General features: G+C 59.5%; 19 protein-coding genes. 12 read left to right on the top strand and 7 right to left on the bottom strand.

The annotated features are described in order from the left end of the window. Nucleotides 1-261 precede the first annotated feature (261 nt). The 10 genes from D8U71_RS11865 (at nucleotide 262) to D8U71_RS11820 (ending at nucleotide 13,187) form a co-directional block, all read left to right on the top strand. On the top strand, nucleotides 262-1,131 hold the full coding sequence (locus D8U71_RS11865; RefSeq protein ID WP_051600704.1) for a triacylglycerol lipase: 870 nt from the start codon (nucleotides 262-264) through the stop codon (nucleotides 1,129-1,131). Between the two features lie 95 nt (nucleotides 1,132-1,226). Next, nucleotides 1,227-1,508 (top strand): peptidylprolyl isomerase, encoded by a 282-nt coding sequence (locus D8U71_RS11860; protein ID WP_016774509.1) that lies wholly within the window; start codon nucleotides 1,227-1,229, stop codon nucleotides 1,506-1,508. Between the two features lie 131 nt (nucleotides 1,509-1,639). Further along, nucleotides 1,640-3,508 carry an extracellular solute-binding protein gene (locus D8U71_RS11855; protein WP_125926814.1) on the top strand — a complete coding sequence of 623 codons (1,869 nt, stop codon included), beginning with the start codon at nucleotides 1,640-1,642 and terminating at the stop codon, nucleotides 3,506-3,508. Further along, on the top strand, nucleotides 3,508-4,569 hold the full coding sequence (locus tag D8U71_RS11850) for a microcin C ABC transporter permease YejB (protein WP_125926815.1): 1,062 nt from the start codon (nucleotides 3,508-3,510) through the stop codon (nucleotides 4,567-4,569). Before D8U71_RS11855 ends, D8U71_RS11850 begins: the two co-directional genes overlap by 1 nt. Beyond that, on the top strand, nucleotides 4,569-5,591 hold the full coding sequence (locus D8U71_RS11845; protein ID WP_130887829.1) for an ABC transporter permease: 1,023 nt from the start codon (nucleotides 4,569-4,571) through the stop codon (nucleotides 5,589-5,591). Before D8U71_RS11850 ends, D8U71_RS11845 begins: the two co-directional genes overlap by 1 nt. Before the next feature lie 9 nt (nucleotides 5,592-5,600). After that, nucleotides 5,601-7,175 (top strand): ABC transporter ATP-binding protein, encoded by a 1,575-nt coding sequence (locus tag D8U71_RS11840; protein ID WP_130887828.1) that lies wholly within the window; start codon nucleotides 5,601-5,603, stop codon nucleotides 7,173-7,175. 132 nt (nucleotides 7,176-7,307) lie between these two features. Continuing rightward, nucleotides 7,308-8,747, top strand: a complete 1,440-nt coding sequence (locus D8U71_RS11835) for a sigma 54-interacting transcriptional regulator (RefSeq protein WP_130887827.1) — start codon at nucleotides 7,308-7,310, stop codon at nucleotides 8,745-8,747. 253 nt (nucleotides 8,748-9,000) lie between these two features. After that, nucleotides 9,001-10,392: a GntP family permease gene (locus D8U71_RS11830; RefSeq protein ID WP_016774505.1), complete on the top strand. Its 1,392-nt coding sequence runs from the start codon at nucleotides 9,001-9,003 to the stop codon at nucleotides 10,390-10,392. Nucleotides 10,393-10,399: 7 nt separating this feature from the next. Further along, a complete protein-coding gene (gene hbdH / locus D8U71_RS11825) occupies nucleotides 10,400-11,173 on the top strand; it encodes a 3-hydroxybutyrate dehydrogenase (protein WP_122880779.1) in 774 nt (257 codons plus the stop codon). A 58-nt stretch (nucleotides 11,174-11,231) separates the two neighbouring features. Next, complete coding sequence (locus D8U71_RS11820) at nucleotides 11,232-13,187, top strand: acetoacetate--CoA ligase (protein WP_130887826.1); 1,956 nt, start codon at nucleotides 11,232-11,234, stop codon at nucleotides 13,185-13,187. 48 nt (nucleotides 13,188-13,235) lie between these two features. Here the strand turns inward: D8U71_RS11820 and D8U71_RS11815 are convergent, their stop codons facing one another. Further along, a complete protein-coding gene (locus tag D8U71_RS11815; protein ID WP_130887825.1) occupies nucleotides 13,236-16,994 on the bottom strand; it encodes a hypothetical protein in 3,759 nt (1,252 codons plus the stop codon). Nucleotides 16,995-17,128: 134 nt separating this feature from the next. Further along, nucleotides 17,129-18,238, bottom strand: coding sequence for a PilT/PilU family type 4a pilus ATPase (locus tag D8U71_RS11810; protein ID WP_130887824.1), 1,110 nt, complete (start codon nucleotides 18,236-18,238; stop codon nucleotides 17,129-17,131). Nucleotides 18,239-18,347: 109 nt separating this feature from the next. Between D8U71_RS11810 and D8U71_RS11805 the strand changes: the two genes are divergently transcribed. Together D8U71_RS11805 and D8U71_RS11800 are read left to right on the top strand one after the other, a co-directional pair. Next, entirely contained in the window at nucleotides 18,348-20,897 is a 2,550-nt protein-coding gene (locus tag D8U71_RS11805) for a PAS domain-containing protein (RefSeq protein ID WP_130887823.1), read from the top strand. 40 nt (nucleotides 20,898-20,937) lie between these two features. Further along, nucleotides 20,938-21,213 carry a peptidylprolyl isomerase gene (locus D8U71_RS11800; RefSeq protein WP_007912322.1) on the top strand — a complete coding sequence of 92 codons (276 nt, stop codon included), beginning with the start codon at nucleotides 20,938-20,940 and terminating at the stop codon, nucleotides 21,211-21,213. Nucleotides 21,214-21,323: 110 nt separating this feature from the next. Here D8U71_RS11800 and D8U71_RS11795 read toward each other — a convergent pair whose 3' ends face one another. The 5 genes from D8U71_RS11795 to D8U71_RS11770 all read right to left on the bottom strand — a co-directional run bounded on the left by D8U71_RS11795 (nucleotide 21,324) and on the right by D8U71_RS11770 (nucleotide 25,767). Beyond that, the gene (locus tag D8U71_RS11795) at nucleotides 21,324-22,244 is read right to left on the bottom strand and encodes a sugar kinase (protein ID WP_130887822.1); all 921 of its coding nucleotides are present in this window, start codon (nucleotides 22,242-22,244) and stop codon (nucleotides 21,324-21,326) included. 134 nt (nucleotides 22,245-22,378) lie between these two features. Then, entirely contained in the window at nucleotides 22,379-23,593 is a 1,215-nt protein-coding gene (locus D8U71_RS11790; protein WP_130887821.1) for an amino acid deaminase, read from the bottom strand. A gap of 38 nt (nucleotides 23,594-23,631) precedes the next feature. Then, on the bottom strand, nucleotides 23,632-24,396 hold the full coding sequence (locus tag D8U71_RS11785) for an IclR family transcriptional regulator (RefSeq protein WP_130887820.1): 765 nt from the start codon (nucleotides 24,394-24,396) through the stop codon (nucleotides 23,632-23,634). Between the two features lie 158 nt (nucleotides 24,397-24,554). Next, nucleotides 24,555-24,944 (bottom strand): RidA family protein, encoded by a 390-nt coding sequence (locus D8U71_RS11775; protein ID WP_016774497.1) that lies wholly within the window; start codon nucleotides 24,942-24,944, stop codon nucleotides 24,555-24,557. 31 nt (nucleotides 24,945-24,975) lie between these two features. Beyond that, nucleotides 24,976-25,767 (bottom strand): amino acid ABC transporter ATP-binding protein, encoded by a 792-nt coding sequence (locus tag D8U71_RS11770; protein ID WP_130887818.1) that lies wholly within the window; start codon nucleotides 25,765-25,767, stop codon nucleotides 24,976-24,978. Nucleotides 25,768-25,827: the final 60 nt, after the last annotated feature.

Genomic DNA, 25,827 nt, shown 5'->3' with positions numbered 1-25,827 from the left:
ATGTTCTTGATGTCAGCCGAATACACCGCAACGACGGCGCAAGCGCTACTCGCAAGGTAGGCAACCGGGGCGTTCGCGCTGTTATGCCGACAAACGACCCACTGAACTTCCGATTCGGATTTCACAGCTCTCCGAAATTTCGTACGCCTCGTAGTCCATTTTCAAACACAACGCGAAGCCTCTTCGTACTTCCTCAGCGACAGGGGTGTTTTAGAGTGGCTCGGTGATTTCCCGATGAACTTCTACGAAAAAGGTAAGAACATGCAACGGAATGCTACAACTCGTTATCCCATCCTGTTGGTCCACGGTCTGTTCGGGTTCGAGCGTATCGGTCATTTCGAGCTGTTCCATGACGTCAAATCCGCGCTGAAAGCGGCTGGCTGTCGATTGTTTGTTCCACACCTTTCGGCCACCCATGACAATGAAATGCGGGGTGAGCAATTGCTGTCACAGATGGCCTGCGTGCTGCGAGGCACAGGCGCGAAGAAAGTCAACCTTATAGGACACAGTCAAGGTGCACTCGCTGCACGCTATGCGGCAGCGCTTGCACCAAACGTCGTCGCTTCAGTCACCTCCGTCAGTGGTCCGAACCATGGTTCGGAGCTCGCCGACTTCCTGCGCAAGGCACTGGTCCCGGGCAAGCTGCCGGAGGTCGTTGCACAAAACGTGGCGACGCAATTTGCCGATTTGTTGTCGCTGCTCAGTGGCAGCGTGGCACTGCCACAGAATGCAGTGGCCGCACTCAACGCACTGACCACCGTCGGCGTCGGTCAATTCAATGACAAATTCCCACAAGGCCTGCCACACACCTGGGGCGGTCACGGCCCGGAGCAAGTCAACGGCGTGCGTTACTACTCGTGGAGCGGGGTTGTTGCGCAATCCAGGCTGCCGGCGCTGGATCCGGTTCAAGCAACCTGCCGCGTCCTGTCGCAGTATTTCACCACCGAACCCCAGCAGAATGACGGCTTCGTCGGACGCTTCAGTAGCCATCTCGGCCAAGTGATCCGCTCTGATTATCCAATGGATCACCTGGCTAGTTTGCGGCGCAGCCCGGAAGTAACCGCGTCTTCGCCGGACCCTATCGAGCTGTACGTCGAGCATGCCCGGCGCCTGCGTGCGGCGGATCTTTGAGTAGAGTCAGGGAATCAGAATGGAACTTTGCCGAGAATTCACCGACTGATTCCGGTACGCTCCACCTTTTATTGAAACAGTTCGGAGAATTCCCCATGGCCAAAGCCACTGCCCGCCACATCCTGGTTTCCAGCGAAGACAAGTGCAACGAACTCAAGGCTCAGATCGAAGCCGGCGCCGATTTTGCTGAAGTCGCCAAAGCCAACTCCAGCTGCCCATCCAGCCGTCAGGGCGGTGACCTGGGTTCGTTCGGTCCTGGCCAGATGGTCAAGGAATTCGACACCGTGGTGTTCAGCGCGCCGATCAACGTCGTGCAAGGCCCGGTGAAGACCCAGTTCGGTTACCACCTGCTGGAAGTCACCAGCCGTCAGGACTGATTCGTCGTCCTGTTGCTGACAACGGCCCACCCTTTGGTGGGCCGTTGTGTTTCGGTTACATATACGGCTGGCGAGTGGCGCGCCGCTCGCGTACAACTTGCGCTTATCGATTTTGCGTTCCAAGGCTGACGATGCGACTGGTTTTCCCCACACTGATGCTCACCGCCCTCGCCCTGCTCACGGGTGCCGCCGGTGCGACCGCTGCCCCGCAACACGCACTGACCGTTTACGGCGAACCGGCCAAATACCCCGCCGGCTTCGGCCATTTCGACTACACCAATCCGCAGGCGCCGAAGGGTGGGACGATGCGGCGCTCGGCAATCGAAATCGGCCACTTCGATCATCTGCTGCCCTATATAGACAAAGGCATCGGCGTGACGCAGATCGACGGCCTGCTGTATTCGCCGCTGGCCCAGCGCTCGCTGGATGAGCCCTACACGGTGTACGGTCTGGTGGCGGAGAAAATGGAACGCTCGGACGACGGTCTGTCGCTGCGCTTCTTCATCAATCCGAAGGCGCGTTTTGCCGATGGCAAACCGATCACCGCCGAGGACGTTCGCTACACCTACAACCTGCTGATGACCCAGGGCAGCCTGCGTTATCGCACCCAGTTTGCCGACGTCAAAGGCGTCGAGATCGAGGCGCCGCTGACCGTGCGCTTCGACTTCAAAAGCAACGAAAACCGCACCCTGCCCCTGGATATCGCGACCCTGCCGGTGTTCCCCGAACACTGGTGGAAGAGTCGCGATTTCGCCGGCGGCGGTGGTTATGAGCCGCCGCTGGGCAGCGGGCCGTACCGGGTCGGCAAGGTCGACTCCGGGCGCAGCATCACTTTCGAACGCAATGGCGACTGGTGGGGCAAGGACCTGCCGGTCAGTCGTGGCCTGTACAACTTCGACCATTTCAGTATCGAGTATTTCGGCGACACCGATGTCGCCCGTCAGGTGCTGCGTGGCGGTGCCTATGACTACAACCGCGAGTTTTCCGCGACCGGCTATTCGATCGGCTACGACAGTCCCGCCCTCAGCGATGGCCGTTTACAGAAGGCCCACCTCGCCACTGAAGCGCCGCAATCGGCCCAGGGTTTCGTGTTCAATCTGCAAAAGCCGATGTTCCAGGACCGCCGGGTACGCCAGGCGCTGGCGATGCTCTGGGACTTCGAATGGAGCAACCGGCAGATGATGCGCAACGTCTATATCCGCCAGCAGAGCTACTTTTCCAATACCGATCTCGCCGCCCGGCAGTTGCCCGACGCTCAAGAGCTGAAGATTCTCGAACCGCTGCGCGGTCAGGTGCCTGAGGAAGTGTTCAGTAAAGTCTTCGAGGCGCCGAAGACCGACGGCAGCGGCATCATCCGTGACAAGCAGTTGCAAGCCCTGCAACTGCTCGAGCAGGCCGGCTGGAAACCGGATGGCGATCAACTGGTCAACGGCGCCGGCGAGCCGCTGAGCTTCACTTTTCTGGTCAGCCAGAACGGCATGGACCGCCTGCTGTTGCCCTACAAGCGCACGCTGAAGCAGATCGGCATCGAGCTGAATATCCGTCGCATCGACGCCTCGCAATACGTCAATCGCCTGATGAGTCGCGACTACGACATGATCGTCACCGGCTACCCCGTTACCACTTCTCCGGGCGGTGAGTTGCTCAACTATTTCGGCTCGGCAGCGGCCAACGATCCGGGCGCGAACAATTACATGGTGTTGAAAAACCCGGCGGTCGACACCTTGATCAACGGCCTGATCCGCGCCTCTACTCAGTCGGACATGCTGCATTACGCCCATGCGCTGGACCGGGTGCTGCAATGGAATTACTACTGGATTCCCAACTATTACCCGCCGGGCACTTCGACCGTGTGGTGGAACCGCTTCGGCATTCCCACGGTGCAGGCGAGCAATGACGAAGCCATCGAGAGCTGGTGGGAAATCAGCCGCACGCCACTGACCAATCAGCAGATGACCGCCGAGAAAATCAGTCGCGGCAGACCCGGAGGGCCGCACTGATGTGGGGTTACATACTGCGGCGCCTGCTGCTGATCATTCCGACGCTCGTGATCATCCTGCTGGTCAATTTCGTCATCATCCAAGCCGCGCCCGGCGGACCAGTGGAACAAGCCATCGCCCATCTGCAAGGCATTGGCGGCGCCAGTGTCGGCGGCGGAGCCGGCGAGACATCGAGCAACGCTTCGCGCGCCAGCCGTGGCCTCGATCCGCAATTGATCAAGGACATTGAAAAACAGTACGGCTTCGACAAACCGGCCCACGAGCGCCTGTGGCTGATGCTGAAGAATTACGCGCAATTGGACTTCGGCAAGAGCTTCTTCCGTGGTGCAACAGTCACCGACCTGATTCTGGAAAAGATGCCGGTGACCATTTCGCTCGGATTGTGGGCGACGCTGATCACCTATCTGGTGTCGATCCCGCTGGGCATCCGCAAGGCTGTGCACCACGGCAGCCATTTCGACATCTGGAGCAGCACGGCGATCATCATCGGTTACGCCATGCCGGCGTTTCTGTTCGCGATGTTCCTGATCGTGGTATTCGCCGGCGGTACTTCGTTGAACTGGTTTCCGGTGCGCGGACTGGTTTCGGACAACTTCGAATCGCTATCGACCCTGGGCAAGATCGCCGATTACTTATGGCATCTGGTGCTGCCGGTCACCGCGCTGGTGATCGGTGGATTCGCGACCTTGACGATCCTTACAAAAAACTCGTTCCTCAATGAAATCACCCGACAGTATGTAGTAACGGCTCGCGCCAAAGGCTTGAGCGAACGCCGCGTGCTGTACGGACACGTGTTTCGCAACGCCATGCTGTTGGTGGTCTCGGGGATACCTCAGGCGTTCATCAGTGTGTTTTTCGCCGGCTCACTGCTGATCGAAGTGATCTTCTCCCTCGATGGCCTTGGGCGCATGAGTTACGAAGCAGCGGTATCGCGGGACTATCCAGTGGTGTTCGGTTCGCTGTTCATCTTCACCCTGTTCGGCCTGCTGATAAAACTGATCGGCGACCTCTGCTACACCCTGGTCGACCCGCGTATCGACTTTGCCGCGAGGAATGCCTGATGTTCAAGCTCTCGCCTTTGGGTCGTCGCCGTTTCGAACGCTTCAAGAAAAACCGTCGTGGCTGGTGGTCGCTGTGGCTGTTCATCGGCCTGTTCCTGCTGACGCTGGGTGGCGAATTGATCGCCAACGACAAACCGTTGATGGTCGGTTATCAGGGCCAATGGTACTTCCCGGTGTTCAAGCGCCATACCGAACAGGAGTTCGGCGGGCAACTGCCGTTCCAGGCCGATTACCGCAGCGAGTACGTGCAGAATCTGATTCGCAAGGACGGCGGCTGGTTGCTGTTCCCGCCGATTCCGTTCAGCGACGACACGCCCAACTATGACCTGAACAAACCGGCGCCGAGTCCGCCGACTTCGGTCAATTGGCTTGGCACCGACGATCAGGCGCGCGATGTGCTGGCGCGGGTCATCTTTGGTGCTCGGGTATCGATTCTGTTTGCCTTGATGCTGACTTTCGTCAGCGCGCTGATCGGCATCGCCGCCGGCGCATTGCAGGGGTATTACGGTGGCTGGGTCGACCTGCTCGGACAGCGCGTGCTGGAAGTCTGGTCGGGGCTGCCGGTGTTGTATCTGCTGATCATCCTTTCCGGGTTCGTCGAGCCGAATTTCTGGTGGCTGCTGGGGATCATGGCGCTGTTTTCCTGGTTGGCGCTGGTGGACGTGGTGCGCGCCGAGTTCCTGCGCGGGCGCAATCTGGAATACGTCAAAGCCGCACGCGCCCTGGGCCTGACTGACCGCAAGGTGATCTTCCGGCACATTCTGCCCAACGCAATGAACGCGACGCTCAGCTACCTGCCGTTCATTCTGACCGGGGCGATTTCAACGCTGACCGCGCTGGATTTCCTCGGCTTCGGCATGCCGGCCGGCAGTGCCTCGCTGGGCGAACTGATCGGTCAGGGCAAGCAGAACCTGCAAGCGCCGTGGCTCGGGTTGACCGCGTTCTTTACCCTGGCGTTGATCCTTTCGTTATTGGTATTCATCGGCGAAGCGTTACGTGACGCTTTTGACCCTCGATCCTGAAGCGTGACCATGACAGAAAACCTGATTGAAATCCGCAACCTCAATGTCGCCTTCCATGGCCAGACCGTGGTGCGTGACCTGTGCCTGGATATCCGCCCCGGTGAGTGCCTGGCACTGGTGGGCGAATCGGGTTCGGGGAAATCGGTGACCGCGCATTCGATCCTGCAACTGCTGCCTGAGAGCGAGGCGCAAACCCGTGGCAGCATCCGCTATCGCGGGCAAGAATTGCTCGGTGCTGATCCGAAGGTCTTGCGAGAACTGCGCGGCAATCGCATCGCCATGATCTTTCAGGAGCCGATGACTTCGCTCAATCCGTTGCACACCATCGAAAAGCAGATTGGCGAAACCCTGTTGCTGCACCGTGGCCTCGGCGGCAAGCAAGCGCAGCAGCGCATTCTCGAACTACTCGGACTGGTCGGCATTCAAAAACCCAAGGAGCGTTTGAAAGCCTATCCGCATCAACTCTCTGGCGGGCAACGGCAACGGGTGATGATCGCCATGGCCCTGGCCTGCGAACCGGAGTTGTTGATCGCTGATGAGCCGACCACGGCGCTGGATGTCACGGTGCAGCGCAAGATTCTCTTGCTGCTCAAGTCCCTGCAACAGCGGCTCGGCATGTCGCTGCTGCTGATCAGTCACGATCTCAATCTGGTGCGAAGCATCGCGCAGCGGGTGTGCGTGATGAAGGCTGGCGAGATCGTCGAGCAGGCGCCCTGCGAAACCCTGTTTACCGAACCCAAACACCCTTACAGCTGCGTGCTGTTGAACGCAGAGCCGGAAGGTGAAGCCCTGCCCCGTGACGAACGTGAAAATGTGCTGGAGGTCGCTGACCTGCGCGTCGATTTCCAGGTCAGCGGCGGGTTGTTCAGGCGCAAGCAGTATCTGCGCGCTGTCGATGGCATCAGTCTGAATATTCAGCGCGGCAAGACCTTGGGCATTGTTGGCGAGTCTGGTTCGGGCAAGTCGACGCTGGGTCAGGCGATCCTGCGTTTGCTGGACTCCGAGGGCAGCATTCGTTTTCAGGGCGAAGCGCTGGACGGCCTCAATCAAAAGCAGCTGCGGCCGTGGCGGCGGCAGATGCAGGTAGTGTTTCAGGATCCGTTCGGCAGCCTCAGCCCGCGCATGTCGGTGGCACAGATCATCAGCGAAGGTCTCGAAGTGCATTGCGAGTCGACGGCCAATGAGTGCGATGAGCAAGTGATTCGCGTGCTCAGGGAAGTGGGGCTCGACCCGGAAAGCCGCCATCGCTACCCGCATGAATTTTCCGGTGGCCAGCGCCAACGCATCGCCATCGCCCGGGCTCTGGTGCTCAAACCCGCACTGATCCTGCTCGATGAACCGACCTCCGCGCTCGACCGCACTGTGCAGAAACAAGTGGTCGCCCTGCTCCGTGATTTGCAGGAGAAATATGGTCTGACCTACCTGTTCATCAGCCATGATCTGGCGGTGGTGCGCGCGTTGGCACACGACATGATCGTCATCAAGGACGGCCAGGTGGTAGAGCGTGGTGCCAGTCACGACGTGTTTGACAACCCGCAACATCCCTACACCAAAGAGCTGTTGGCGGCGGCGCATCCGGGGTAGGTTTTTTTCTGTAAATCCGCGGCGCGGCATTCGCGAGCAGGCTCACTCCCACATTGGAATGCAGCCCCCTGTGGGAGCGAGCCTGCTCGCGAAGGGACCGGTACCGGCAACAAACAATCAGGATCAGCCTCCATGAACACCACCGAAAGCCTCAAGGACTACCAACGGGTGCGCACCCTGGCGATCCGTTCGCTGTTCGAGATCATCGAGCAATCCAGTGAGGGCACGGTGATTGTTGATCGCGATGCGAATATCGTCTGGATGAACGAACGCTACGCCCGGCGCTTCGGTCTCGATTCAGCGGCAGGCGCTATCGGCAAACCCTGCGAAAGCGTGATCCCCGGCAGCCTGCTGCGCGAGGTGGTACGCACCGGTCGGCCGATTCTGCTGGACATGCAGGACACGCCAAAGGAACCACTGGTGGTGATGCGCCTGCCAATCCACGACGACGCCGGCAGCGTGATCGGCGCCATCGGTTTTGCCCTGTTCGACGAGTTGCGCACGCTGTCGCCGATGCTCAAGCGCTACCTGAGCATGCAGGAAGAACTCGCCTCGACCCGCTCGCTACTGCGTGCGCGGCAGACCAAATACAACTTCGCCCACTTCATCGGTACCAGCGCTGCCAGCCTTGAAGTCAAACGCCGTGCGCGGCGCAGTGCCAGTGCTGATTCGCCGGTTTTGCTGCTGGGGGAAACCGGCACCGGTAAAGAGTTGCTTGCTCAAGCGATCCACAGCGCCTCACCCCGCGCACACAAAGCCTTCGTCAGCATCAACAGCGCGGCAATTCCCGAGGCGCTGCTGGAAGCCGAGTTCTTTGGCACGGCACCCGGCGCCTTTACCGGCGCTGACCGCAAGGGCCGCACCGGTAAATTACAAATCGCTCAGGGTGGCACGCTGTTTCTCGATGAGATCGGCGATATGCCGCTGCCGCTGCAAAGCAAACTGCTGCGCGTGTTGCAGGAAAAGGAGTTCGAGCCGGTCGGCTCCAATGAAGTGATTCAGAGCGATGTGCGGGTAATCGCCGCGACGTCGACGGATTTGCAGGCGGCGATCAAGCGCGGCGAATTTCGCGCCGATTTGTACTACCGCCTCAACGTACTGCCGATCCAGGTGCCGCCGCTGCGTGAACGTCTCGACGATTTGCCGGCGCTGAGCGAGGCGATTCTCGAAGAACTGCGCAGCCAGCATGAACTGCACCGCGATGCGCTGGCGTTGCTCGGCCAGCATGCCTGGCCGGGCAACATCCGTGAGTTGCGCAATGTGCTGGAGCGGGCGGCGTTGCTCAGTGATGATCTGATGCTGACCGAGCAGGATATTCGCGGCGCGATTGGCACGTTTACTCCGGTTGAGCGAACGTCCGAGCCGAGCATGCAAGCCTCCGCTGGGGAGACATTTGCACAGGCGCGGGCGCGGTTTGATCGGCAGTTGATCGAGTCGACCCTGGCGCAATGCGCGGGAAAAGTGCCGGAGGCGGCGGTTCGACTGGGGCTGGGGCGGTCGACGCTGTACAAAAAAATGGCTGCGCTGGGGATCGTTGAGTCTACATATAGAGACATCCGATCTCCATTTTAAGACTAGAGCAAAAGCTTCGCGAGCAGGCTCGCTCCCACAGGGGAATGCATGACCAATGTGGGAGCGAGCCTGCTCGCGAAGGCGCCGGCCCACTCAAAGAAAATCTCAACTAAGAGACAAAAACAGCTACCAGAACGCGACCCGGATCAAATTTCGTTATATTTCAACCAGTTAGGAGATTGGCACAAATCTCGCTAACCCACTCTCCACACCCGTTCCACCCACAAAAATAACAATCCTGGAGAGACACACCATGAGTGTGATCATTGCCTTGGCAGCCCTGACGCTGCTGATGCTCGCCGCCTACCGTGGCTACAGCGTCATCCTCTTTGCCCCGATCGCCGCCCTCGGCGCGGTCCTGCTCACCGATCCGTCCGCCGTTGCCCCTGCTTTCACCGGGGTGTTCATGGACAAGATGGTCGGTTTCATCAAGCTCTATTTCCCGGTATTCCTGCTCGGCGCGGTGTTCGGCAAGCTCATCGAACTGTCCGGCTTCTCGCGCTCGATCGTGGCCGCTGCGATTCGCTTGCTCGGGACTAAACAAGCGATGCTGGTGATCGTGCTGGTCTGCGCCCTGCTCACCTACGGCGGCGTGTCGTTGTTCGTCGTCGTCTTCGCTGTTTACCCGTTTGCAGCGGAGATGTTCCGCCAGAGCAATATTCCCAAACGCCTGATCCCGGCGACCATTGCCCTCGGCGCATTCTCGTTCACCATGGACGCCCTGCCCGGCACGCCGCAGATCCAGAACATCATCCCCAGCACCTTCTTCAACACCACCGCATGGGCGGCGCCGTGGCTGGGGGTGATCGGCACGATTTTCGTGTTCTGCGCCGGCATGCTGTTTCTGCAGCGCCAACGCAACAAGGCGCAACGTGCCGGCGAAGGCTACGGCACTGAACTTCGCAACGAACCGGAAACCGCCGAAGACCTGAAGCTGCCCAACCCGTGGATTGCCCTGTCGCCATTGCTGGCCGTGGGCATCATGAACCTGCTGTTCACCCAGTGGATTCCGCAGTGGTACGGCAAGACCCACAGCCTAGCGCTGCCGGGCATGGCCGCGCCGGTCACTACCGAAATCGCCAAGCTTACGGCGATCTGGGCGGTGCAGGCGGCGTTGCTGGTCGGCATCCTCATGGTGCTGGCGTTCGGTTTCAAGGCGATCAAAAGCAAGCTCGCCGAAGGCAGCAAAAGCGCGGTCAGCGGTGCGTTGCTCGCGGCCATGAACACCGCGTCTGAATACGGCTTTGGTGCGGTAATCGCTTCGCTGCCGGGGTTCCTGGTGCTGGCCGACTGGCTCAAGCAGATTCCCAATCCGTTGGTCAACGAAGCGATTACCGTGACACTGCTCGCCGGCATTACCGGATCGGCGTCGGGCGGCATGAGCATCGCGCTGGCGGCGATGTCCGAGCAGTTCATCAGTGCAGCGCACGCGGCGAATATCCCGCTGGAAGTGCTGCACCGCGTGGCCGCGATGGCCAGCGGCGGCATGGACACCCTGCCGCACAACGGCGCGGTGATCACGCTGCTGGCGGTGACCGGACTGACCCACCGCGAAGCCTACAAAGACATTTTCTGTATTACGCTGATCAAGACCCTCGCGGTTTTCGTGGTGATCGGCACTTTCTACGCCACTGGCATTGTGTGAGGTATTCATGACCACTCTTTCCGGCAAGACAGCGTTGGTAACCGGCTCCACCAGCGGCATCGGCCTGGGCATCGCGCTGACTCTCGCAAAAGCGGGCGCCAACCTGATTCTCAATGGCTTCGGCGACGCCTCGAAGGTGATCGCCGACGTCGCTCAGTACGGCGGCAAGGTCGGCCATCACCCCGCCGATGTCAGCGACCCGGCGCAGATTGCCGACATGGTCGCCTACGCCGAGCGCGAGTTTGGCGGCGTCGACATTCTGGTCAACAACGCCGGCATTCAGCACGTTGCGGCCGTAGAAGAGTTTCCTGTTGAGCGCTGGGATTCGATCATCGCGATCAACCTGTCATCGGTATTTCACAGCACGCGGTTGAGCCTGCCGGGCATGCGCCGCAAGAACTGGGGGCGCATCATCAATATCGCCTCGGTGCACGGCCAGGTCGGCTCCACCGGCAAAGCCGCGTACGTCGCCGCCAAGCATGGCGTGATCGGTCTGACCAAAGTAGTCGGGCTGGAAACCGCGACCAGCAATGTCACCTGCAATGCGATCTGTCCGGGCTGGGTGTTGACGCCGCTGGTGCAGAAGCAGATCGATGATCGCGCGGCCAAGGGTGTCGATCCGCAGCAGGCGCAGCATGATCTGCTGGCGGAAAAACAGCCGTCGCTGGAGTTCGTTACACCGCAGCATCTGGGTGAGCTGGTGTTGTTCTTGTGCAGTGAAGCCGGCAGCCAGGTGCGCGGCGCGGCGTGGAATATTGATGGTGGCTGGCTGGCGCAATAAACACCTGGCCATTGTGGGAGCGAGCCAGCTCGCGAATCCGATAAGAAGAGGCAAACCCATGTCCGACATCCTCTGGCAACCCGACGCCCAGCATATCGCCGGTTCGCGTATGGACGTTTTCCGGCGCGAAATCAATCAGCGGCATTCGCTTAAGCTCGACGACTTCCCTGCCCTGCACCAATGGAGCATCGATCAGCGCCCGGCGTTCTGGCAGGCGATCGTCGATTTCTTCGACATCCGCTTTCACACCCAGCCCGACGCCATCTTGCGTGAAGGTGCGGAAATGCCCAGCGCCGAGTGGTTTCCGGGCGCGACGCTGAACTTTGCCGAACACCTGCTGCGCCGCCGCGACGATGCCGTGGCGGTGGTTGCTGTGGCGGAAAACGGCCAGCGCGAACAACTGACCTGGGCCGAACTGGCCGAACACGTCGCCGGTTTTCAGGCGAGCCTGCGCGCAACAGGCGTTGGCCTGGGTGATCGCGTGGCGGCGTGCATGCCCAACACCTGGCAAACCCTGGTGGCGATGTTGGCCACCACCAGCCTCGGCGCGATCTGGTCCTGCTCGTCGCCGGACTTCGGCACCCACGGCGTGATCGATCGCTTTGGCCAGATCGAACCGAAAGTGCTGCTCACCTGTGCCGGTTATCAATACGCCGGAAAAATCCTGGATCAGACCGCCAAGCTCAACGAAATCCTGGCACAACTGCCGTCACTGCAGCAGTTGATCATCGTCCCGTACGCCCGTCCGCAAGCGCGCATCGAGGATTACCAAACCCTGGCCGATGTCTGCTTCTGGGAGGATTTTTATCAACCCGGCGGCGAACCGGATTTCACCCCGGTGCCGTTCAATCATCCGCTCTACGTGCTGTACTCCAGCGGTACCACTGGCGTGCCGAAATGCATCGTCCACAGCACCGGCGGTGTGCTGCTGCAACACGTCAAGGAACATGGTTTGCACTGCGACCTCGGTCCCGGTGACCGCTTGTTCTACTACACGACCTGCGGCTGGATGATGTGGAACTGGCTGGTTTCGGCGCTCGCGGTTGGCAGCGCCGTGGTGCTCTACGACGGCTCGCCGTTTTATCCGGACCATCAGCGCTTGCTCGATCTGATCGACGACGAACGCATCAGTGTGTTTGGCACCAGTCCGAAATTCCTTGCCACATTGGAAAGCAGCGGCACCAGGCCCCGCGAAAGTCATGACTTGAGCAGTTTGAAAACCCTGCTCTGCACAGGCTCGGCTTTGTCACCGCAAAGCTACGATTTCGTTTACCGCGACTTCAAAACCGATGTGTGCCTGGCTTCAATGTCCGGTGGTACCGACATCGTTTCGTGCTTCGTCAATGGCAACCCGCTGTCAGCGGTACGTCGCGGAGAAATCATGGGCAAGAGCCTGGGCATGGCCGTCGAGGTGTGGAACGACGCTGGCCAACCGGTGATCGGCGAGAAAGGTGAGCTGGTCTGCACACGGCATTTCCCGGCGATGCCGATCGGCTTGTGGAATGACCCCGACGGCTCAAAACTCCGCCAGTCCTACTTCAGTCTGTTCCCCGGCGTCTGGGCACAAGGTGATTACGCCGAACAGTTGCCCCACGGCGCGATGATCATCCATGGCCGCTCGGATGCGGTATTGAACCCGGGCGGCGTGCGCATCGGCACGGCGGAAATCTATCGTCAGGTCGAGAAAATCACCGAGGTACTGGACAGCGTCGCCATCGGTCAGCAGTGGCAGGATGATGTACGGGTCGTGCTGTTCGTGCGTTTGCGCGATGGTGTCGAACTCGATCAAGGACTCGAACAGCGAATCCGCGAGGTGATCCGCGCCAATACCACGCCGAGGCATGTCCCGGCGCGGATCGTTGCAGTGACGGACATACCGCGCACCATCAGCGGCAAAGTCGTGGAGCTGGCGGTGCGTGATGTCGTGCATGGAAGGCCGGTAAAAAACACCGATGCACTGGCCAATCCCGAAGCGCTGGAGCAGTTTCGGGATCGACCGGAACTGGCTGATTGAAATCGGCACTGACGCCCTCATCCGACAGGCTGGCGGCAGTGCTTTTCATCAACGAGGTTTGTTCAAGGTAATGACCACCGGCTCGCCAATCGCCCGGCCCGCACTGGCCTCGAGCGCACTGTCAAGAACAGTCATGTTTTGATCGAAAGTGACCTCGTCAGTGATCAGTTGACTCAGCAATGAGGTGACCAGCGTGAGCGAGTCGGCGTTTTCGAAGGCTCTGGACGGCGCATGACAGTCAGTGCCGCTCTGCGACTGCGCCAGGCAACCTGCCCCCAGATTGAGCAAAACGGACACATCCAGCTGCTGTCCGCTGTCACTGGCATGCACGGCGTCCGTGGCATAACCGACATCGTCGGTTTGTGCGCTGGCGTGGAACAGCTCATGAATCAGGTCGTCGGCGATCACATCGTGGTTCAGACCCATGCTGACGAAGTGTCGATTGAAGTTTTTCGTGTAGACCTCAACAAACGCTATAGCGCAATCACCGCTCGAACCCGCGTCTTTCCAGCGCTGGTAATTGTTTGCATCGAACGATGCCAGGGTGTCGTTGATCTTGAGGCCGTCGAGAACCATGTTGCTCAAGGAGAACCCGGCGAAATCGAAGCGGATCAAACGCAAGTAGTTCACCAGCCGATCAGTGGACACCTGAGAAGCATCGCCGAACACGATCTTCATCAGCGCGTCGCGATCGCGTTTGAAATCATGACGGTTGAAGATTTCCAATGCGTTGTCGATCTTGGCCCGTGCACGGGGCAGGCTTTGCTCGATGAACTTGCGCGTGTAACTGAGCGGCAACGTGCGCGGCGAAGCAGGCAGTTGCAAGGGGGCTTGATACACAAAACCCTCCAGAGACTTGCCCCACAAGTTGCCGCGTCGATTCAGCGAGTACCATTTGTCACCACTGCGCGCGGCCAGCACGGCGACGGCTTCATGCGTAGCCCCGCGTGGCCGCCAGCTACCCAACCCGAATTGCGCGTTATCGGCCGCTTCAAGCAGATCATAGGATTGCCGGCGACCGCTGATCCTGTGCAATTGCCCCCTGGCCAGAGTAATCAGGTCATGAGTGTTCTTGTTGAACCGCAGCAGGCCCTTGTGTACCAGTTTACCGCCCGCCTGCAGACCAGAGGGCACACCGTCGAAGGGATTGAAAAGCGAGATGGCCGAAGTAAACGCCAGCCGGGTGAAACGCGCGGCCTTGGCAGTAGTGGAAATGGCCCTGGTGGAAATACTCAGCGCCTTCGAGCTGGCACCAGCCACTGTTCCCACCAGGCCGATGCCGTCCATCAAACATCCGTAAACCCCGTCCACCATCTTGTTGTGTTCGCCCGAGGCGATGTCCTCGATGCATTTTTTGAACGGCACCAACAGGTCGATGAAGTAAGTCAGCAAGCGTTCGCCCTCTTCCCGGGAGAGTTCGAGCGGCGTCGGTACACGCACGAGCTCTCTGAGCTCGGTTTTATTCAGGAAGGGTCTGTTCTCGGCGAGAAACCCGGCGATGCGCACGATGTTAGGGTCGTTGAATTTCTGATAGAACCCTGGTCGCAACTGCGTAGATTGCGCTGGTGCTTTCAGCGCGCCGAAGTAATCGATGATCGCCATACTGCTGCTGATCGAAGCGTCCTCGGCCGCGGCACGGGTATAGCGCCTGATGTTCAGCGGAACGCTCTGGGTCAGGGTGTTGCTCAGGGGCGTCGTCATGTTGGCACTGGCGCTCATTCTTGAGCGTTGCTGAAGCTTTTTTTCCCGTCTGATGAAAGCACCCAGCGCATCATTCCTGCGGGTTTCTGCACGCGAAGTGAATAATTCATAACAAAGATCAGCGTCTTCATCAGACGTGTACATCACAACGCCGAAGCGTCCCGTGGCGGCATCCCGGCTTTGTTGTGTTTCTTGTTCAAGCCCTACATTCAAAGGTCCGCCGGCCCGGCGCGTAGTCACATAGGATGCCGATTCACGCACGGTAAAAAAATGAATGTCAGCATTCATGAACACTTGCAGATCCGCTTCCGGCATGTGTGCCAACGCCAGCTTGACGGCAGACATCATGCCGCCGTTCACCGCTTCGAAATGCACGGCCAACTGACGATCCATTTCCTCGTCACAGGATTCAATCGTCAGCAGTCGCGGATAACGCTGATAAAGACTGAGACCCGCAGGGTTGTAGTTGATCGCAGGTTGCAGCAATCCGTTGACGATCAAACGTACGGTGCGCCTGTCCCACTGACCGGTGACCAGATCGCCCGATTGATGCAGCTCGACCATGGACATGATTTGCTGTCCGCCTTTCTCGGATAGCGCCTTTTCGTCCAGTGTGTCGCAGCCCGGTGCAGCTTTTCTCAATTGGGTTCGGGCAATTTCCGCTCGGTTGGGTAACGGTGTCGAAAATGCGCGAGCTAGCTGGGCGAATTGGTCTGCGTGGTGCTCAAACGCGTCAATCGCCCTTCGTGTACAGGTTTCTTCTGCCTCTTCGAGTTCGGCTCTGGAGATAATCCGGTTGAGCAACGCCCACTCCACGATCGGGTCGATCAGCGCCAGATCGCGCATATGCTTCTGCGCTTCACTGACCGGCTCCAGTTCGCCGTAAGCGATGATCTGTGCATAGGTCAATTCCCGCGAGGCCCCGGTCTTTACCGCCTCGACCAATACTACAGCGCGACAGAACTTGATCCAGGCGATCGATCCAAGTGTGACCTCTGTCGGAATTTTCCTGACCAGAAATTCGGGCGCGTTGCGTGCCAGGAGAAGATGAACCACCAGAGGCGCCAATATCGGATCTACCCAGCGCTTGTTCCGCACAAACTCGGTGTACTCCTCGAGTATCTCTGATGGATGGCGCTCAAGATTGTCTGGCGAGTACAGGTCCCGCCGTTCGACCAAGTGGCGATGGCCGATTGATGGGTCCAGGTCGAGTAAAATCGCGGTCATCAACAATTGGCGGAGAATATTTTCGGAAAGCGTTTGCCCGTCATTCACCCCGTACCAATTCAGCTCTTTGATATAACTTCTGGCAAGATCCAGCGAAACTGGATAGGCGACAAATTCAAAGAGGCGCTGCGCCGCCGTTTCGTGAGATATATCCGCGCGCCCTGTGACGTTGTACAAGGCTGACAACAGTTTTCGCTTCGGCATCAATTTGGCGGTGACGCCACGAATATCTGCAAATTGCTCTTCGGATAACCCGTTGTGACTCTGCTCACCGGATTGAAAGTGATCCCAAAAAGCAACTGGCTCCCTGACCTCGGGTGAAAACTTGAACAAGCCGATCAAGTTACTGATCTTGGCCTTGGTGTCAGGCAGATCGATATCATGAAACTTGAACCACTGATCCAGGGTTACATCCAGATCGGGCCATACAAAACCGCCGGCGACTGCGGCAATGTCGGCGATGAGACTCACCGTCGAGCGCGTAGGTTGACTGTATTCAAAATACTGCGCCGCAACCAGATCTACCCAACCTCTGACGGCACGGACTTCCATCTTGCCTTCCGGCGTAATCCGAACCAGGCCGTTATGCTCGCGCGCCTCCTCTCGACCGATTGCACCTATGACCGGCCCGGTTTTCAGCAGTTCACTGAGCAGAAGTCTGCCGGGGTTATATATTTCATGCAGTGAAGAGCCTGGTTGCAACTCTACTTCACGCCCATACCAGTCTATATCGTGATCTTCAGTGTACTCATTCAATGCATCTTCCAGATGCCGAAGAACCATATCGCGCTCGGTAGCATCTGCCGCAGACCGATACTTCCATTCAGCCAGCGCAACTTTCGATGGGCGGAATACTTTATTTTTCTTAACTTCGTTCACAGTAAAACCTCATCAAACCAACTAGCTGACCATTCAGCGTGATGACGTTTTACCCAAACACATACAACCGAACCACGAGTCAATTATTAAGTGTTGTTGCCGTGCAAACACACGATGCAATCGAAGACACCAAGTCAATCCATCAAACCCCACTCGCCGGTGCCTGTATTGTTAACACCTGCCTGGTCGTGCTGAAGTTTGATTCGCAACTTCAAGTTATTCACCGAATCGGCATTCTTCAATGCTTCCTGCTCACTGATTGCACCTTCTGCAAACAGCGCAAACAGTGCCGCGTCAAATGTCTGCATACCGAGTCCGGTCGATTTTTCCATCATCGGCTTGAGCTCTTCGAACTGGCCGCGTCGGACCAGGTCAGCGATGGTCGGCGTACCCAGAAGAATTTCGACTGCCGCGCGCCTTTGGCCATCGACAGTGCGGACCAGACGCTGCGAAACACAGGCTTTGAGGTTGTTGCCCAATGTCTGCAAAAGCTGTTCGCGCTTCTCCTCGGGAAACATATTGATGATTCGATCCAGTGCCTGATTGGCATTGGTCGCATGCAGCGTCGACAACACAAGATGGCCGGTATCAGCGAATGACAGTGCATGCTCCATGGTTTCGCGGTCACGGATCTCACCAATCAATACAACATCCGGAGCCTGGCGCAGAGTGTTCTTCAAAGCCGCATGAAAGCTTCGGGTATCTACGCCGACTTCACGCTGATTGATGATCGAGCGCTTGTGCCGATGGATATATTCGATCGGGTCTTCGATCGTCACAATGTGTCCGGCACTGTGACGGTTGCGGTGATCGATGAGTGCCGCCAGCGAAGTCGACTTGCCTGAACTGGTCGCGCCGACAAAAAGAATCAGGCCACGTTTGAGCATCACCGTTTCCAGCAACACCGGCGGCAGCTTCAGGTCTTCGAATCGCGGGATGTCGACCTTGACGTTGCGGATCACGATCGAAACGTCGTTGCGCTGCTTGAAAATGTTCACCCGGAACCGCCCGACGCCCGTTCGGGAGATTGCCAGGTTCATTTCCAGATCCCGGTCGAACTCCCGGCGCTGCTCGGCGTCCATCAGGGAGGTGGCGATGGCCGCGGTTTCGCCGGGTTTGAATGGCTGATCGCTGAGCGCCGTCAGCACGCCATCAATGCGCGCACTCGGCGCTGCGCCGGTAGAGAGGAACAGATCCGAGCCGTTTTTTTGCGACAATATTGACAACAGTGCATCGATTTCCATGGCTGAAAGCACCCGCGAAGCATTGAATGAGCAAATTTGGCCGACGCTTGGCGCGGCTCCTGCAACAATGATAGACCCCGTCTCACCGAACCACGCTCAGGATTGAAACATGAATGCTGTACCCGCCACCGATGACGCTCAGGCCCTGATTGCCCGCACCGACTGGAGCCGCAGCCCGCTGGGCACCGCCGGCACCTGGCCGCAGAGCCTGCGCACGGCGGTGGACATCGTGATTCATTCGCCGATGCCGATGCTGCTGTTATGGGGTCCGCAACTCACGCAGATCTACAACAATGGCTTTGCCCTGCTCGCTGGGAGCAAACATCCCGAAGCCTTCGGCCAGCCGACGCATGAGGTCTGGCCGGAAGTGAGGGATTTTGCCGAGCCGATATACCAAGCGGTGCTGCAGGGCCAGGTGCGCAGCTTCAGCGAGCAGCGGTTCAGCGTGCAGCGGGACGGCAAAAAAACCGATTTCTGGCTGGATCTGACCTACAGCCCGATTCGCGATGAAACCGCACAGGTGGCGGGGATTCTGATCACCGCCATCGAAACCAACGAGCGCCGACGCATTGCCCTGGAATTGCAGCGTCGTTCCGAAGAAAGCCTCAAGGCCCAGCGTCAGTCCGAGGAGCGTCTGCAACTGGCCCTCGCCGCCACCGACGCCGTCGGCACCTGGGATTGGGACATTGGCGAAGACCGTTTCATCGCCGATGCGCACTTCGCCGAATTGCACGGCGTGGATCCGGCCAGGGCCGGGCAGTTGCCGATCAGCGAATACATGCACGGGGTGCACCCCGAAGACCGCGCCATGGTCGCGCGCGGCATCAAGTACTGCATCACCCATGGCACCGAGTACGCCGAGGAATATCGCCTGTTGCAGGCCGATGGCACGCTGCGCTGGGTGTTCGCGCGCGGGCGTTGCTACAAGGATCATCATGGTCGGCCGATGCGCTTTCTCGGCGCGGCGCTGGACCTGACCGAACGCAAACATACGGAACAGGCGCTGCGTCAGAGCCAGACCGAATTGCAGTTGATCATCAACGCCATGCCGATCCTGATCAGCTATGTCGACGCCGAAGAACGCTTTCGCTTGAACAACGCAGCCTATCTGGACTGGTACGGCCTGACGCCGCAGGAGTTGTATGGGCGCACGATCCGCGAAGTCATCGGCGAAGAGGCGTATTTCCTGCGTGCGCCGTACATCGCCGAAGCACTGGCCGGCCGCTCCTGCTCCTTCAGTTTCTACACGCCGCACCGCGACGGCAGCACCCGTCATGCCCTCATGAATTATCTGCCGCGACATGGCGCGGACGGCGCAGTGAATGGCTTCTACATCTTTGTCATCGACGAAACCGAGCGCAAGAAAACCGAGGAAGCCCTGCGCAATCTCAACGAGACCCTCGAAGAGCGGGTCAGCGCGCGCACCGAGCAACTGGCTCAGGCCAACGAGCGTTTGCAGAACGAGATGTTCGAACGCGAGCGCGCCGAAGACGCCTTGCGCCACGCGCAGAAGATGGAAGCCGTCGGCCAGCTCACCGGCGGCATCGCCCACGACTTCAACAACATGCTCACCGGCATCATCGGCAGCCTCGACTTGATGCAGCGCTACATCGCCAACGGTCGCGCCGATGAGATTGGTCGCTTCACCGAGGCGGCCGTGTCGTCGGCCAACCGTGCGGCCGCGCTGACGCATCGCTTGCTGGCCTTCTCGCGGCGCCAGTCGCTGGACCGCAAGCAACTGCACGTCAATGAACTGGTGCATTCACTGGAAGACCTGATCCGCCGCACCAAGGGCGATGCCATCGAGCTGCAACTGCGCCTGCCCGAAGATTTGTGGCCGGTGAGTACCGACGTCAGCCAGCTGGAAAATGCCCTGCTCAACCTGGTGATCAATGCCCGCGATGCGATGCCCGAAGGCGGCACGTTGCTGATCCAGACCGCGAACGTGTATCTCGACAGCAGCGACACCACCATTCTCGAGCCCGTGAAGGCCGGCGAATACGTGATGCTCGCGGTCAGCGATAACGGCACCGGCATGACCCCATCAATCCGTTCCAAGGCGTTCGATCCGTTCTTTACCACCAAGCCGATCGGCCAGGGTACCGGTCTGGGGCTGTCGATGATCTACGGTTTCGCCCAGCAGTCCGGTGGCCATGTCAGCCTCGACAGTGTGCCGGGGCAAGGCACTTGTGTACGTCTGTACTTGCCGCGTTTGCTTGAGCCGACGCCCGAATCCTCGTCTGTGGAGAAAGCCGAACCGATTGCCGCTTCATCTTCAGGCGAGACCGCGATTGTGGTCGAGGATGATCCGGCAGTGCGCATGCTGGTGCTCGATCTGCTCAAGGAACTGGGCTACACCACCTTCGAAGCGGAAAATGCCACGAACGCCCTGCCCGTGCTCGAGTCCGTGCAACGCGTCGATCTGCTGGTTACCGATGTCGGGCTGCCGGGCATGAACGGGCGCCAGTTGGCGGAGATTGCTCGGCAGCATCGTCCGGGGCTTAAAGTGCTGTTCATGACCGGTTACGCGCAGATTGCTGCCGAGCGTCAGGGCTTTCTTGAAGAGGGCATGGACATGGTCGCCAAGCCCTTTGTCCTTGAAGTGCTGGCGAGCAAGATTCGCAAGTTGAGCAACCCGACCCCGCGACTTGAGGCATAATCGCGCGCCCCGCTGTCACCCCGTTATCAGGTATTGCACGATGAAAGCCCAAGCCCGCCACATTCTGGTGAAAACCGCCGAAGAGGCCGAACAACTCAAACAGCGCATTGCCAAGGGCGAAGCGTTCGATGTGCTGGCGAAGAAATTTTCCACCTGCCCGTCCGGCAAACGCGGCGGCGACCTGGGCGAAGTGCGGCCGGGGCAGATGGTCGGCGCGATTGATGCGGTGATTTTCAAGAAGCCGCTGCGCACCGTGCATGGGCCGATCAAGAGCAAGTTTGGTTATCACCTGGTGCAGGTGTTTTATCGGGATTGATCGGCTGGCTGCCAGGCTTCTTCGCGAGCAGGCTCGCTCCCACATGTCGACCGCGTTGTGGGAGCGAGCCTGCTCGCGAACCGATTGCGCAGCAAGCGGCCATTCTCTGATTACCTGGGAATCAGCGCTCCAGGCACCTGTATCACCCGACTGGCCAATTCATGTCCCGCTTGCGCCGCCTCTGCCGGACTGCCGCCGAGCAAGCGCCTGGCCAGATACGCCGCACTGAACGAATCCCCCGCCGCCGTGGTGTCGACAACCTTATCGACCTTCTGCGCCGGCACTTCAAACGCGTCCCCCTGACAACGAATCAGACACGCCTCGGCGCCGCGCTTGAGCACCACTTCCGGTGTGCCGATCTGCGCGTACGTGGCAAACACCTCAGCGCAATCGGCAAACCCGAACAACGCCTGTTCGTCATCCACCGTCAGCAAAGCCAGATCGACATAAGGCAGGACGCTGCGATACGCCGCCCGCGCCTCTTCCACCGACGCCCACAGGCGTGGGCGGTAGTTGTTGTCGAAAACGATGCGTGCGCCGCGCTGTCTGGCTTCAATCAGGGTCTTGATCAGTCGGGCGCGGCCTTGCATTCCGAGTACGGCGAGGGTGATCCCACTGAAATACAGCACGTCGTAGTGCGGCAACGCCGCGAGGATCGGCTCGGCCGCAGGGGTGGTGAAGCAATCGCGTACCGCCGCTTCGTTGCGCCAGTACAGGAAACGCCGTTCGCCGTTGGCGTCGGTCTGGATGCAGTACAGACCGGGCAGCCGACCGGGCAAACGCTGCACCAGATCGAGGCCGATGCCTTCGCTGCGCCAGATCTGGCACATGGCGTCGCTGAAACTGTCATCGCCCAGCGCGGTGACGTAGTCGACTTGCGCCTTGTCGCCCAGCGCACGGGACAGGTACACCGCCGTGTTGAGGGTATCGCCACCGAAGCTTTGCTGCAGACTGCCGTCGGCTCGTTGTTGCAGTTCGATCATGCACTCGCCGATCAGGGCGATGCGCGGGGTGTTGCTGAGGATTTTCATCGGGTGGGATCTCGGGTGGTTCAGTGGAGGCTAAGCGGGCGTCTTCGCGAGCAGGCTCGCTCCCACAATGGAACGCATTGATCTTGTGGGAGCGAGCCTGCTCGCGAATAGCCGCCGCAACGCAATCTCAAGCCTTAGAAACAAGTCTCCATGGTCTCGATGACCGCCATCTGCTCATCCACCAGCAACCCAACACGCCATTTGTCAAACGTCAGGCATGGATGCGAAGTACCAAAGGAAATGATGTCGCCGACCCGCAACTCGACACCCGGCGCTACGGTCATGAACGCATGCTGATCCATCACCGCGGTGACCTTGCACGCGCCGATATCATCCCCCGCCGCCGGCACCACGCCGGCCTTGTAGCGCAACAACGGCACCGGCAAACCGGCATCGAAGGCGACATCGCGCTTGCCCAGGGCGATCACCGCAAAACCCGGTTCCGGCAGCGACTGCACATGAGCCCAGACTTCCAGCGCCGGGCGCAGGCCTTCGTGCAGGTCGCTGCGACGGTCGAGCACGCAGCACTGCGCCTCTTTGTAGATGCCATGGTCGTGCGCGACATAACTGCCCGGGCGCAACACGCTGAGGAAGCGGCCAGCGGCGTTCTGGGTTTCGAAAGATTCGGCGATCAGGTCGTACCAGGCCGAACCCGACGCTGTGATGATCGGTCTGGCGATGGCAAAGGCGCCGCTGTCCTGTAGCTGCACCGCGAGACGAACCAGCGACGCGGCGAATTCGCGAATGCCACTGACCGCATGATCGCCATGAATCACGCCTTCGTAACCTTCAATACCGGTGAAGGCCAGTGCCGGTTGCGCATCGATGGCCTTGGCCAACTCGATGACTTCCTGCTCGCTGCGGCAACCGCAACGGCCGCCGACCACGCCATATTCGATCATTACGTTGAGCTTGTCCCCACGGGAAGCGAAGTAAGCCCCGAGGTCGGCGACGTTGTCCGGGTGGTCGACCATACAATGGAAATCGAACGTCGGATCGGCGAGCAGATCGGCAATCAACGCCATGTTCGGCGTACCGACCAACTGGTTGGCCATCAACACGCGACGCACGCCGTGGGCATAAGCCGCGCGGGTCTGGGTGGCGCTGGCGAGGGTGATGCCCCAGGCGCCGGCGTCGAGCTGTCGTTTGAACAGTGCCGGGGTCATGCTGGTTTTGCCGTGGGGCGCCAGTTCGGCGCCGCTGTCGCTGACAAATTTCTGCATCCAGCGAATATTGTGCTCCAGCGCCTCGCGGTGCAGCACCAGCGCCGGCAGGCTGACGTCGCGGGTCAATTGCGCACCGATGGCGGCGTCGCCTTTTTCTACGGCAGAGTTGATGGCAGTGGTCATGGTCCAATCCTCACAGGCGCGGCCGCAGGCAGCCGCGGTTATTCGTTGATCCGCCGGGCGAGGCTGTTGGCGCTCTCGATCAGCACCCGGCGATAGTCGTTGTAATTGTTTTTCGCATCGGCGCGTGGGGCGACGATGCACAACGTGCAAATGGCCACGCCTTGCGGGTCTTTGACCGGCGCGGCGAAGCAATGGGTGAAGGTGTCGGCGACGCTGTCGAAGGAGAAGAAGCCATCGACGCCAGCCTGACGAATTTCTGCGAGAAAACGTTCCAGTGGCAGGCGTTCGCCGTCGGGCAGGATGTAGTCGTCTTCGTCGATCAGGTCGATGATCTGCTGATCGCTCAAGTGCGCGAGCAACAGACGCCCGGAAGCCGTCCACGGGATCGGCGCGTTTTCGCCGATGTCGGAGGAAATGCGGAAATGCCGCTCACCCTCCTTCATCAATGCGACGGTGTATTTGCGCCCGTTGAGCAGGCACATCTGCGCAGTTTCGCGGGTCTGGCTGACGATCTCCTGCAAGGCGTGATCGGCCTCGCGGCTGAGGTCGAAATGCCGCAGATGCGCCTGGCCAAGGAAGTACAACTGGCGGCCAAGGTAGACGTGGCCATCCTTGCCCACCGGCTCGAGAATCCGTCGCTCCAGCAAGGATGAGACCAGTTCGTAGACCGTCGATTTCGGACTGCCGATGCCATTGGCGATGTCGTTGGGGCGCAGGGGCTGGCCGATTTCCTTGAGAAAATCGAGGATATCGAACGCCCGGTCCAGACCGCGTGCCCGGCGCTTGATGGTGTCTTCGGTCATGTCAGTGGTTTCCATTCAAAGTCGCCGGGAGTTTACAGCCAATGATCGTTCCCATGCTCCGCGTGGGAATGCCTCACCGGACGCTCCGCGTCCACTTTTAGGGCGCAGAGCGTCCCGGGCTGCATTCCCACGCAGAGCGTGGGAACGATCGGCGTGTATCAGGCCTTCTTCTTGTAGGCAATGCAGTCAATCTCAACCTTGCAATCAACCATCATGCTCGCCTGCACACAGGCCCGCGCCGGGGCGTGTTCGGGTTTGAAATACTCGGCGAAGACCTTGTTGAAACTGCTGAAATCCCGTGGATCGTCCAGCCAGACGCCAGCGCGGACCACATCTTCAAGGCCATAACCAGCCTCTTCGAGAATCGCGATCAGGTTCTTCATGGTCTGGTGGGTCTGTTCGACGATGCCACCAACGATGATCTCGCCATCCACCGCCGGAACCTGGCCGGACACATGCAGCCAGCCATCCGCTTCAACTGCGCGGGCGAATGGACGAGGCTGGCCGCCAGCGGCGGTGCTGCCGGTGCCGTAACGCGTAATGCTCATGGGTGTTTCTCCTGATTGCAAAAGTACAGATTCAAAACCGCGTGCTTTTGAGAAATTCCGCCAGACGCGGCGATTGCGGGCGTTCGAACAGTTCCTTGGGAGGCCCCTGCTCTTCGATTCGCCCTTGATTCATGAAAACGATCTTGTCCGAGACCTCGAAGGCGAAACGCATTTCGTGGGTCACCAGCAACATGGTCATGCCGTCCTCGGCCAGCCCTTTGATCACGTTGAGCACCTCACCGACCAGTTCCGGGTCGAGGGCCGAAGTGACCTCATCGAAGAGCATCAGGCTCGGGTTCATCGCAATCGCTCGGGCAATCGCCACGCGTTGTTGCTGGCCGCCGGACAACTGACCGGGAAAGTGATTGCGCCGCTCCAGCAGGCCGACACGCTCCAGCCATTTTTCGGCAAGCACCACGGCTTCGTCCTTGTGCATTTTCTTCACCTTGAGCAGGCCCAAGGTGACGTTCTGCAACGCGGTCAGGTGCGGGAACAGGTTGAATTGCTGGAAGGCCATGCCGGTCATCGCACGATGGCGGGCAATGACCTTTTCCGCATGGCGCACACGTTTACCGTTGACCTCGTCGTAGCCGATGGACTCGCCGTCGAGCAGGATCTGCCCGCCCTGGAATTCTTCGAGCATGTTCACGCAACGCAGCAGCGTGGTTTTGCCCGAACCGCTGGAGCCGATCAGCGTGACGACGTTGCCGCGCTGCATGCTCAGGTCGACACCCTTGAGCACTTCCACCGTGCCGTACTGTTTGTGCAGGCCGCGAATGTCCAGCAGTGCCTGATCCTGTGAAGCAACTTGAGCTTGAGTCATGGCAGGGCCACCCGCTTTTCAATGTGCCGGCCGAGTAATTCGATGCCGTAGTTGATGACG

Source organism: Pseudomonas sp. Sample_21 (assembly GCF_004307525.1).
GTDB classification, from domain to species: domain Bacteria; phylum Pseudomonadota; class Gammaproteobacteria; order Pseudomonadales; family Pseudomonadaceae; genus Aquipseudomonas; species Aquipseudomonas atacamensis.
This window is presented reverse-complemented; position numbering and strand designations above follow the sequence as displayed.

What these genes read in the sequence shown, in the direction of transcription:
- hbdH (WP_122880779.1), top strand. Translation starts at nt 10,400, where the DNA reads ATGACCACTCTTTCCGGCAAGACAGCGTTGGTAACCGGCTCCACCAGC.
- D8U71_RS11845 (WP_130887829.1), top strand. Translation starts at nt 4,569, where the DNA reads ATGTTCAAGCTCTCGCCTTTGGGTCGTCGCCGTTTCGAACGCTTCAAG.
- D8U71_RS11800 (WP_007912322.1), top strand. Translation starts at nt 20,938, where the DNA reads ATGAAAGCCCAAGCCCGCCACATTCTGGTGAAAACCGCCGAAGAGGCC.
- D8U71_RS11805 (WP_130887823.1), top strand. Translation starts at nt 18,348, where the DNA reads ATGAATGCTGTACCCGCCACCGATGACGCTCAGGCCCTGATTGCCCGC.
- D8U71_RS11865 (WP_051600704.1), top strand. Translation starts at nt 262, where the DNA reads ATGCAACGGAATGCTACAACTCGTTATCCCATCCTGTTGGTCCACGGT.
- D8U71_RS11835 (WP_130887827.1), top strand. Translation starts at nt 7,308, where the DNA reads ATGAACACCACCGAAAGCCTCAAGGACTACCAACGGGTGCGCACCCTG.
- D8U71_RS11775 (WP_016774497.1), bottom strand. Translation starts at nt 24,944, where the DNA reads ATGAGCATTACGCGTTACGGCACCGGCAGCACCGCCGCTGGCGGCCAG.
- D8U71_RS11785 (WP_130887820.1), bottom strand. Translation starts at nt 24,396, where the DNA reads ATGACCGAAGACACCATCAAGCGCCGGGCACGCGGTCTGGACCGGGCG.
- D8U71_RS11820 (WP_130887826.1), top strand. Translation starts at nt 11,232, where the DNA reads ATGTCCGACATCCTCTGGCAACCCGACGCCCAGCATATCGCCGGTTCG.
- D8U71_RS11855 (WP_125926814.1), top strand. Translation starts at nt 1,640, where the DNA reads ATGCGACTGGTTTTCCCCACACTGATGCTCACCGCCCTCGCCCTGCTC.
- D8U71_RS11790 (WP_130887821.1), bottom strand. Translation starts at nt 23,593, where the DNA reads ATGACCACTGCCATCAACTCTGCCGTAGAAAAAGGCGACGCCGCCATC.
- D8U71_RS11770 (WP_130887818.1), bottom strand. Translation starts at nt 25,767, where the DNA reads ATGACTCAAGCTCAAGTTGCTTCACAGGATCAGGCACTGCTGGACATT.
- D8U71_RS11830 (WP_016774505.1), top strand. Translation starts at nt 9,001, where the DNA reads ATGAGTGTGATCATTGCCTTGGCAGCCCTGACGCTGCTGATGCTCGCC.
- D8U71_RS11840 (WP_130887828.1), top strand. Translation starts at nt 5,601, where the DNA reads ATGACAGAAAACCTGATTGAAATCCGCAACCTCAATGTCGCCTTCCAT.
- D8U71_RS11795 (WP_130887822.1), bottom strand. Translation starts at nt 22,244, where the DNA reads ATGAAAATCCTCAGCAACACCCCGCGCATCGCCCTGATCGGCGAGTGC.
- D8U71_RS11810 (WP_130887824.1), bottom strand. Translation starts at nt 18,238, where the DNA reads ATGGAAATCGATGCACTGTTGTCAATATTGTCGCAAAAAAACGGCTCG.
- D8U71_RS11850 (WP_125926815.1), top strand. Translation starts at nt 3,508, where the DNA reads ATGTGGGGTTACATACTGCGGCGCCTGCTGCTGATCATTCCGACGCTC.
- D8U71_RS11860 (WP_016774509.1), top strand. Translation starts at nt 1,227, where the DNA reads ATGGCCAAAGCCACTGCCCGCCACATCCTGGTTTCCAGCGAAGACAAG.